This is a genomic window from Sporosarcina sp. QA0331 (genome assembly GCF_055808055.1).
In genome coordinates this window covers 2,887,170-2,895,000 of record NZ_CM147850.1, presented here as the reverse complement: position 1 = coordinate 2,895,000, position 7,831 = coordinate 2,887,170, and the positions used below count along the sequence as shown (strand labels likewise).

The 7,831-nt window shown below is 48.2% G+C and carries 4 protein-coding genes, 17 tRNA genes and 2 rRNA genes (1 of these 23 running past the window's edge); 22 read left to right on the top strand and 1 reads right to left on the bottom strand.

What is annotated here, in order from left to right; translation table 11 throughout:
• From AC0L13_RS14775 to AC0L13_RS14685, 19 genes are all read left to right on the top strand, one after another.
• Positions 1-1,824 (top strand): 23S ribosomal RNA (locus tag AC0L13_RS14775); it begins 1,110 nt to the left of the window's first position.
• A 145-nt stretch (positions 1,825-1,969) separates the two neighbouring features.
• Positions 1,970-2,085, top strand: a 5S ribosomal RNA gene (gene rrf / locus AC0L13_RS14770).
• A gap of 49 nt (positions 2,086-2,134) precedes the next feature.
• Positions 2,135-2,209: transfer RNA gene (locus tag AC0L13_RS14765), tRNA-Asn, on the top strand.
• A gap of 3 nt (positions 2,210-2,212) precedes the next feature.
• Positions 2,213-2,303: transfer RNA gene (locus AC0L13_RS14760), tRNA-Ser, on the top strand.
• 18 nt (positions 2,304-2,321) lie between these two features.
• Positions 2,322-2,396 (top strand) — tRNA-Glu (locus tag AC0L13_RS14755).
• Between the two features lie 164 nt (positions 2,397-2,560).
• A tRNA-Val gene (locus AC0L13_RS14750) sits at positions 2,561-2,636 on the top strand.
• A 172-nt stretch (positions 2,637-2,808) separates the two neighbouring features.
• Positions 2,809-2,883 (top strand) — tRNA-Met (locus AC0L13_RS14745).
• A 3-nt stretch (positions 2,884-2,886) separates the two neighbouring features.
• Positions 2,887-2,962 (top strand) — tRNA-Asp (locus AC0L13_RS14740).
• A gap of 9 nt (positions 2,963-2,971) precedes the next feature.
• Positions 2,972-3,047, top strand: a tRNA-Phe gene (locus AC0L13_RS14735).
• 12 nt (positions 3,048-3,059) lie between these two features.
• Positions 3,060-3,132, top strand: a tRNA-Thr gene (locus tag AC0L13_RS14730).
• A 12-nt stretch (positions 3,133-3,144) separates the two neighbouring features.
• Positions 3,145-3,229: transfer RNA gene (locus AC0L13_RS14725), tRNA-Tyr, on the top strand.
• A 6-nt stretch (positions 3,230-3,235) separates the two neighbouring features.
• Positions 3,236-3,309 (top strand) — tRNA-Trp (locus tag AC0L13_RS14720).
• A 22-nt stretch (positions 3,310-3,331) separates the two neighbouring features.
• Positions 3,332-3,407 (top strand) — tRNA-His (locus tag AC0L13_RS14715).
• A 39-nt stretch (positions 3,408-3,446) separates the two neighbouring features.
• Positions 3,447-3,522: transfer RNA gene (locus AC0L13_RS14710), tRNA-His, on the top strand.
• 9 nt (positions 3,523-3,531) lie between these two features.
• Positions 3,532-3,603 (top strand) — tRNA-Gln (locus AC0L13_RS14705).
• Between the two features lie 4 nt (positions 3,604-3,607).
• Positions 3,608-3,682 (top strand) — tRNA-Gly (locus AC0L13_RS14700).
• 10 nt (positions 3,683-3,692) lie between these two features.
• Positions 3,693-3,766 (top strand) — tRNA-Cys (locus AC0L13_RS14695).
• 34 nt (positions 3,767-3,800) lie between these two features.
• Positions 3,801-3,881 (top strand) — tRNA-Leu (locus tag AC0L13_RS14690).
• 83 nt (positions 3,882-3,964) lie between these two features.
• Positions 3,965-4,045 (top strand) — tRNA-Leu (locus AC0L13_RS14685).
• Between the two features lie 98 nt (positions 4,046-4,143).
• Here the strand turns inward: AC0L13_RS14685 and AC0L13_RS14680 are convergent.
• Positions 4,144-4,857, bottom strand: a complete 714-nt coding sequence (locus AC0L13_RS14680; protein WP_473640857.1) for a B3/B4 domain-containing protein — start codon at positions 4,855-4,857, stop codon at positions 4,144-4,146.
• A gap of 55 nt (positions 4,858-4,912) precedes the next feature.
• On the opposite strand from AC0L13_RS14680, the gene queG reads away from it, so the two are divergent.
• The 3 genes from queG (at position 4,913) to AC0L13_RS14665 (ending at position 7,795) form a co-directional block, all read left to right on the top strand.
• On the top strand, positions 4,913-6,052 hold the full coding sequence (gene queG / locus AC0L13_RS14675) for a tRNA epoxyqueuosine(34) reductase QueG (protein ID WP_473640855.1): 1,140 nt from the start codon (positions 4,913-4,915) through the stop codon (positions 6,050-6,052).
• Position 6,053: 1 nt separating this feature from the next.
• Positions 6,054-6,527 (top strand): tRNA (uridine(34)/cytosine(34)/5-carboxymethylaminomethyluridine(34)-2'-O)-methyltransferase TrmL, encoded by a 474-nt coding sequence (gene trmL / locus AC0L13_RS14670; RefSeq protein WP_473640853.1) that lies wholly within the window; start codon positions 6,054-6,056, stop codon positions 6,525-6,527.
• Positions 6,528-6,964: 437 nt separating this feature from the next.
• Entirely contained in the window at positions 6,965-7,795 is an 831-nt protein-coding gene (locus AC0L13_RS14665) for an aldo/keto reductase (RefSeq protein WP_473640851.1), read from the top strand.
• The last annotated feature ends 36 nt before the right edge of the window (positions 7,796-7,831 follow it).

Here is a 7,831-nt window from a genome sequence, read left to right as displayed (position 1 = left end):
TTAGAAGCAGCCACCATTTAAAGAGTGCGTAATAGCTCACTGGTCGAGTGGCGCTGCGCCGAAAATGTACCGGGGCTAAACGGATCACCGAAACTGCGGATTGACACCTTTGGTGTCAGTGGTAGGAGAGCGTTCCAAGGGCGTCGAAGCCAGATCGTAAGGACTGGTGGAGCGCTTGGAAGTGAGAATGCCGGTATGAGTAGCGAAAGAAGGGTGAGAATCCCTTCCACCGAATGCCTAAGGTTTCCTGAGGAAGGCTCGTCCGCTCAGGGTTAGTCGGGACCTAAGTCGAGGCCGAAAGGCGTAGACGATGGATAACAGGTTGATATTCCTGTACCACCTCCCCGCCGTTATCAGCAATGGGGGGACGCAGAAGGATAGGGTGAGCGCGCTGTTGGTCATGCGCGTCCAAGCAGTGAGGTGTGGAACGAGGCAAATCCCGTTCCTATAACATTGAGCTGTGATGGCAAGGGGAATTATCCCCGGAGTCCCTGATTTCACACTGCCAAGAAAAGCCTCTAGCGAGGCGGGAGGTGCCCGTACCGCAAACCGACACAGGTAGGCGAGGAGAGAATCCTAAGGTGATCGAGAGAACTCTCGTTAAGGAACTCGGCAAAATGACCCCGTAACTTCGGGAGAAGGGGTGCTCTGGTAGGGTGTTAAAGCCCGAGAGAGCCGCAGTGAATAGGCCCAGGCGACTGTTTAGCAAAAACACAGGTCTCTGCAAAACCGTAAGGTGACGTATAGGGGCTGACGCCTGCCCGGTGCTGGAAGGTTAAGAGGAGAGGTCAGCGCAAGCGAAGCTTCGAATTGAAGCCCCAGTAAACGGCGGCCGTAACTATAACGGTCCTAAGGTAGCGAAATTCCTTGTCGGGTAAGTTCCGACCCGCACGAAAGGCGTAACGATCTGGGCACTGTCTCAACGAGAGACTCGGTGAAATTATAATATGCGTGAAGATGCGCATTACCCGCGACAGGACGGAAAGACCCCGTGGAGCTTTACTGTAGCCTGATATTGAATTCCGGTGCAGCCTGTACAGGATAGGTAGGAGCCTTGGAATCCGGAGCGCCAGCTTCGGAGGAGGCAATGGTGGGATACTACCCTGGCTGTATTGGACTTCTAACCCTTGCCCGTGATCCGGGCAGGAGACAGTGTCAGGTGGGCAGTTTGACTGGGGCGGTCGCCTCCTAAAGTGTAACGGAGGCGCCCAAAGGTTCCCTCAGAATGGTTGGACATCATTCGTAGAGTGCAAAGGCATAAGGGAGCTTGACTGCGAGACCTACAAGTCGAGCAGGGTCGAAAGACGGGCTTAGTGATCCGGTGGTTCCGCATGGAAGGGCCATCGCTCAACGGATAAAAGCTACCCCGGGGATAACAGGCTTATCTCCCCCAAGAGTCCACATCGACGGGGAGGTTTGGCACCTCGATGTCGGCTCATCGCATCCTGGGGCTGTAGTCGGTCCCAAGGGTTGGGCTGTTCGCCCATTAAAGCGGTACGCGAGCTGGGTTCAGAACGTCGTGAGACAGTTCGGTCCCTATCCGTCGCGGGCGCAGGAAATTTGAGAGGAGCTGTCCTTAGTACGAGAGGACCGGGATGGACACACCGCTGGTGTACCAGTTGTCTTGCCAAAGGCATCGCTGGGTAGCTATGTGTGGACGGGATAAATGCTGAAAGCATCTAAGCATGAAGCCCCCCTCAAGATGAGATTTCCCATTACATTTGTAAGTAAGATCCCTCAAAGAAGATGAGGTGGATAGGTCCGGGGTGGAAGCGTGGCGACACGTGCAGCTGACGGATACTAATCGATCGAGGACTTAACCTTATCGGTTAAAAAAGTACGGTTGAACTTGAGTTCAGCAACAATGTTGGTTTTATCCGGTTTTGAGCGAACAAAATAATTTATTTTGAAAAAAACGCTTGAATTATTCACCAGATATGATATAATAATTCTTGTCTTGTGAAAAAAGTCCAGTGATGATGGCGAAGAGGTCACACCCGTTCCCATACCGAACACGGAAGTTAAGCTCTTCAGCGCTGATGGTAGTAGGGGGCTTCCCCCTGTGAGAGTAAGACGTCGCTGGGCTGTCATTCTTCAAATGACTTAATGAGTGAAAAACTCATGCTAACATTATTCCGCAGTAGCTCAGTGGTAGAGCAATCGGCTGTTAACCGATCGGTCGTAGGTTCGAGTCCTACCTGCGGAGCCAATTGGAGAGCTGTCCGAGTGGCCGAAGGAGCACGATTGGAAATCGTGTATACGCTAACCGCGTATCAAGGGTTCAAATCCCTTGCTCTCCGCCAGATTTATTACATGCATATGGCCCCTTGGTCAAGCGGTTAAGACACCGCCCTTTCACGGCGGTAACACGGGTTCGAATCCCGTAGGGGTCACCATTTCACTAACAGCCTTTCCACTTTAGATGCGACTTCTGTTTAAAGTGGGAGAAGCAAGCAGGTCGCGGAAGCGATTGAAGGAAAGAGGGAGCGTACTTAAGTACGCGACTGAGTGAGTGAAAGAAGCTGACAAAGAGATGCGCAGCTTATCACAATTTAAACCCGGAGGATTAGCTCAGCTGGGAGAGCACCTGCCTTACAAGCAGGGGGTCGGCGGTTCGAACCCGTCATCCTCCACCATAATTACCTTAAAGAAAATTGCAACAAAGCAAATTGAATTATTATTATCGCGGGGTGGAGCAAATCACATAACGCAGAATGTGATTTGTGTAATTTACTAAAAGTAAATTACAACAAAGTCCCAAAATAAAACCGAATGCGTAGGCTTTAAAATTCCTACAACTAACATTATCGCGGGGTGGAGCAGTGGTAGCTCGTCGGGCTCATAACCCGAAGGTCGCAGGTTCAAATCCTGCCCCCGCAACCAAAAGGTCCCGTGGTGTAGCGGTTAACATGCCTGCCTGTCACGCAGGAGATCGCCGGTTCGATCCCGGTCGGGACCGCCATTTTTATGTGGCTCAGTAGCTCAGTCGGTAGAGCAAAGGACTGAAAATCCTTGTGTCGGCGGTTCGATTCCGTCCTGAGCCACCATTTTAATATTATGCCGGTGTAGCTCAGTTGGTAGAGCAACTGACTTGTAATCAGTAGGTCGTGGGTTCGACTCCTATCGCCGGCATATGCTTTTCTTGGTGGGGTAGCGAAGTGGCTAAACGCGGCGGACTGTAAATCCGCTCCCTCCGGGTTCGGCGGTTCGAATCCGTCCCCCACCACCATTTTACAGGGGCATAGTTTAACGGTAGAATAGAGGTCTCCAAAACCTTTGGTGTGGGTTCGATTCCTACTGCCCCTGCCATTTCTGTTTAACCAATACTATGGCGGTCGTGGCGAAGTGGTTAACGCATCGGATTGTGGTTCCGACATTCGGGGGTTCGATTCCCCTCGTCCGCCCCATCCATGTAGTATTACGTATTTATAACTCATTTTATTATGGCGATTGTGGCGAAGTGGTTAACGCATCGGATTGTGGTTCCGACATTCGAGGGTTCGATTCCCTTCAGTCGCCCCATTTAGTTTTTGGGGTATAGCCAAGCGGTAAGGCAACGGACTTTGACTCCGTCATTCGTTGGTTCGAATCCAGCTACCCCAGTTTTGCGGAAGTAGTTCAGTGGTAGAATACGACCTTGCCAAGGTCGGGGTCGCGGGTTCGAATCCCGTCTTCCGCTCCATCTTTCTTACGGCGGCATAGCCAAGCGGTAAGGCACGGGTCTGCAACACCCTTACCACCGGTTCGATTCCGGTTGCCGCCTCCATATTTCATGTATGCTGTAAGTAATTTGTTATTATGCCCGAGTGGTGGAATGGCAGACACGTCGCACTCAAAATGCGATGCCGCGAGGCGTGCCGGTTCAAGTCCGGCCTCGGGTATCCACATCGAAAAGATGCAACCCTGGTTGCATCTTTTCTCTTTCTACATTATTGTAATAAATGTTCTTGGTATTCTCAACTATGCCCAAGTGGTGGAATGGCAGACACGTCGCACTCAAAATGCGATGCCGCAAGGCGTGCCGGTTCAAGTCCGGCCTTGGGTATCCAGTACAAATAAAAAACGCTCCTTCCACATTCGCGTGGATAGGGGCGTTTTCCATGAGGCGGAGTCGTCTATTGCTAGTCTATCGTACGTGTGTGTTCAAAAATTGAATGGTTCCTTTCCATTCACTATAACGGAAGAACTCTCTTCATCAATCACATAGCAAGACGCCTCTCCGCCGCTAATGGACGTAAACATATTGCCGCATGCAGTAGTCAGTTTCAAAGCTTCCTCCTTGTCCATAGAAGGTCGGAGAAATAGAACGTGCAGCGCATCCGTCGTCTCTTCCGTAACAGCCGTTCTGATAGAGTCTACATAAGGGCTGCCGAAAGGGCTGTATTCGTCTTTTAATTGAAGAATGTGGTGTAATGTGTTGAAACGACCATTCAAACCGTCATAACCGTCTTCTTCTCCGCCTACGGTTAATTGGATATCTCCGACAAGCTTAGCTGCGTCGTAAATGCCCGCGGGAATTTCATATTGGAGAGAGAAAAACGTATTAAGGTCAACCGCAGTATGGACAGTGCGCAAGTAATTTTGCTTCTTAATTCTTCGGTATAGAGCTTCTACAGATGGTCGGTATCGATTTGGATCTGCTCCAAAAGCTTTCCACGTCTCTCTCCATTCCTTAATGCCTGGAAAGTCAGTCAAAGGTTTGGTGTCCAATTCGAAAAAGAGCTGTTCTTGGAATAATTGGAGCCTTCCTCTTAGCATTTGAGGAGATTCAGACACTGTAATTTTGGTATAATGGATAATGCCCAATTTCAATCCGGGCATCTGCTTCAATAGATGTTTATCTAAAGTTATTTTCATCCTCATCACCTTTGTTATCTTTTAATCAATCCTATCATAAAGGAGGCGGAATGTTGTGAATGTCGCTCATCTACAGTCGTCAATAAAAGAATATGCAGCTACGATCGGCATCGATAAAATCGGCTTTACAACCGCCGCTCCTTTTCTTGAATTAAAAAATAGGCTGCGGCGTCAACAGGAATTGGGCTATCAATCCGGCTTCGAAGAAAGTGATGTTGAAAAACGGACAGAACCGCTCATGTTGCTTGATCGCGCTGAAAGCATAATTTCCATAGCGATCGCTTACCCTTCTAAAATGGCAGATGCGCCAAAAGGGAAGAAGGGAGAGCGGCGAGGCATCTTTGCGAGGGCATCGTGGGGGATGGATTATCATCACGTTCTTCGTGAAAAGCTGCAGCTCTTAGAATCGTTTATTTCCGAAAAGATGCCAAATGCGACAATGCGTTCGATGGTGGACACAGGAGAACTTGTTGACCGGGCTGTGGCCGTTCGGGCGGGAATCGGCTGGTCCGGTAAAAACTGTTCAGTTATCACACCTGAGTTCGGTTCGTATGTTTATTTAGGGGAAATGATTACGAATATCCCGTTTGCGCCTGACGTTCCGATGGAGGATCAATGCGGGGATTGTACGCTCTGTTTAGATGCCTGTCCCACAGGGGCTTTGATTCAAGGAGGACAGCTCAATGCACAACGGTGTATCGCCTTTTTGACACAGACGAAAAAGCCTCTACCTGAGGAATTCCGTGCAAAAATTGGAAACAGGGTATACGGCTGCGATACATGCCAAACTGTTTGTCCGAAAAATAAAGGTAAATACAATCTTCACCAGCCGGCGTTTCAGCCTGAACCCGAATTGGCGAAGCCGCTCCTCGTACCGATGCTCAGTTTGTCGAATCGTCAATTCAAGGAAACGTATGGACATATGTCGGGTTCTTGGAGAGGCAAGAATCCGATACAACGGAATGCCATCTTGGCACTTGCTCATTTTAAGGACAAGACTGCTGTACCTACTTTGTCGGAACTGCTTGTGAAAGATCCGCGTCAGGTCATCCGTGGGACAGCCGCATGGGCACTCGGACAAATTGGGACGAGCGAAGGCATCGCAGCGGTTGAAAAGGCATTGCGTACAGAAGAGGATCCGGACGTACGGATCGAGATGGAAAAAGTATTGGAAACTATAAAAAGGAAGTGCTGAAATGGCGATACATGTCGCATTATTTGAACCGTTGATACCCGCGAATACAGGCAATATCGCTCGTACATGTGCCGGGACAGGAACAAAATTACATCTTATAAAACCACTTGGATTTTCCACTGATGATAAAATGCTCAAGCGTGCCGGGCTGGATTATTGGCAATACGTAGATATTACGTATCATGAAGGGATACAGGAGTTTTTTGACGCATATCCTGGGGCGCAGTTTTTCTTTATTACGAAATTCGGGGAACGGACGTATTCAGACTTTGATTTTTCGGATCCTTCCCAGGACGTCTTCTTTGTTTTCGGGAAAGAAACGACAGGTCTGCCTGACGAAGTGATTGAACAGAACAAAGAAAACTGCTTGCGCATACCGATGAATGATCATATAAGATCACTGAACCTATCCAACACGGCTGCGATTCTTATTTACGAAGCGCTACGACAACAATCATTTTTAGAGTTGAAATAGCAAAAGCGGAGGATGGCGGTAAGCTGTGACAGGCATAAGGCAGATCTGCGAAACGGTGGTCTTTGCCGTGCAGAGGAGCTGACTTATGGCCCGAGCAGCTGCCATCCGAAGCTGGATGATAAAAAAACGGGACAGCCAATTATGGCATGTCCCGTTTTTACTACTTATTTTTTTACTTTACCTGGTTTATCTTCGTATCCACCTGTAAGGATTGCAGAAAGGAATGCGAAGCAAACGCCCATGATAAGGATAAGATTCATCAGATGTACCTCCTGTAAAATCAGTAGTCCTTCAATTAGTATACCCTAATCAGTTAGAAATTGAAATGACTGGACTGAAAAATTGTGTCATTCTGATTAACAATTGATGATCTTTGTTCGTCAAAATTAATAAATACAGGTACAATAAAAGCAGAAACATGGTAGGAGGAGAGTGGAATGGATTATTTCGACGGTAAGGTGACACTATCAAACGGAGTAGAAATGCCTCAACTTGGTCTTGGCGTTTACAAAATGACTAATAGTGAAGAGACGATACAGGCTATCTCACATGCATTGAAAGTCGGCTACCATGCTATCGATACAGCCGCAATCTATGAGAATGAGAAAGAGACAGGCGAAGCGATCCGGCAATCGGGAATTCCGCGTGAGCAGCTATTCATCACGTCAAAAGTGTGGAACACTGACCAAGGGTATGATGCGACATTAAAAGCGTTTGAAGCCTCATTGGAAAGACTCGGCATGGAATATTTGGATCTATACTTAACCCATTGGCCAGTGGCGGGTAAATTCGTGGATACATATCGTGCAATCGAACGGCTTTATGATGAAAAACTGATCCGGGCTACAGGAGTATCCAATCATCATATCCATCATCTTGAGCAGGTTTTCAATGTTGCGAATGTGAAGCCTATGGTGAATCAAATCGAATTGCATCCTCGGCTTACACAGGAACCTCTACGAAACTTCTGCAACGAACATAGCATTGTTATCACTTCATGGTCGCCATTGGCAAGAGGAAGGCTTATGGACGAACCGACATTGCAACAGATCGGGATGAAATACGGAAAGACGCCTGCGCAAGTTATGATAAGATGGCATTTGCAACATGGATTAGTTGTCATTCCTAAATCAGTGACACCAGCCCGCATCGAGTCAAACATCGATGTTAATGACTTCGAGTTGGCGGTGGAGGATATGATGAAAATCGATGGCCTCAATCTCGACGAGCGAACGGGTACAAATCCGGAAACATATGATGAAGCGTAAAGTTACCAATTTCTCTATATAAAAAACGCGGAAAGA

Bases quoted from the DNA above. Each gene is read 5' to 3' on its own strand.
- AC0L13_RS14680 (WP_473640857.1), bottom strand. From the start codon at position 4,857: ATGAAAATAACTTTAGATAAACATCTATTGAAGCAGATGCCCGGATTG.
- trmL (WP_473640853.1), top strand. From the start codon at position 6,054: ATGGCGATACATGTCGCATTATTTGAACCGTTGATACCCGCGAATACA.
- AC0L13_RS14665 (WP_473640851.1), top strand. From the start codon at position 6,965: ATGGATTATTTCGACGGTAAGGTGACACTATCAAACGGAGTAGAAATG.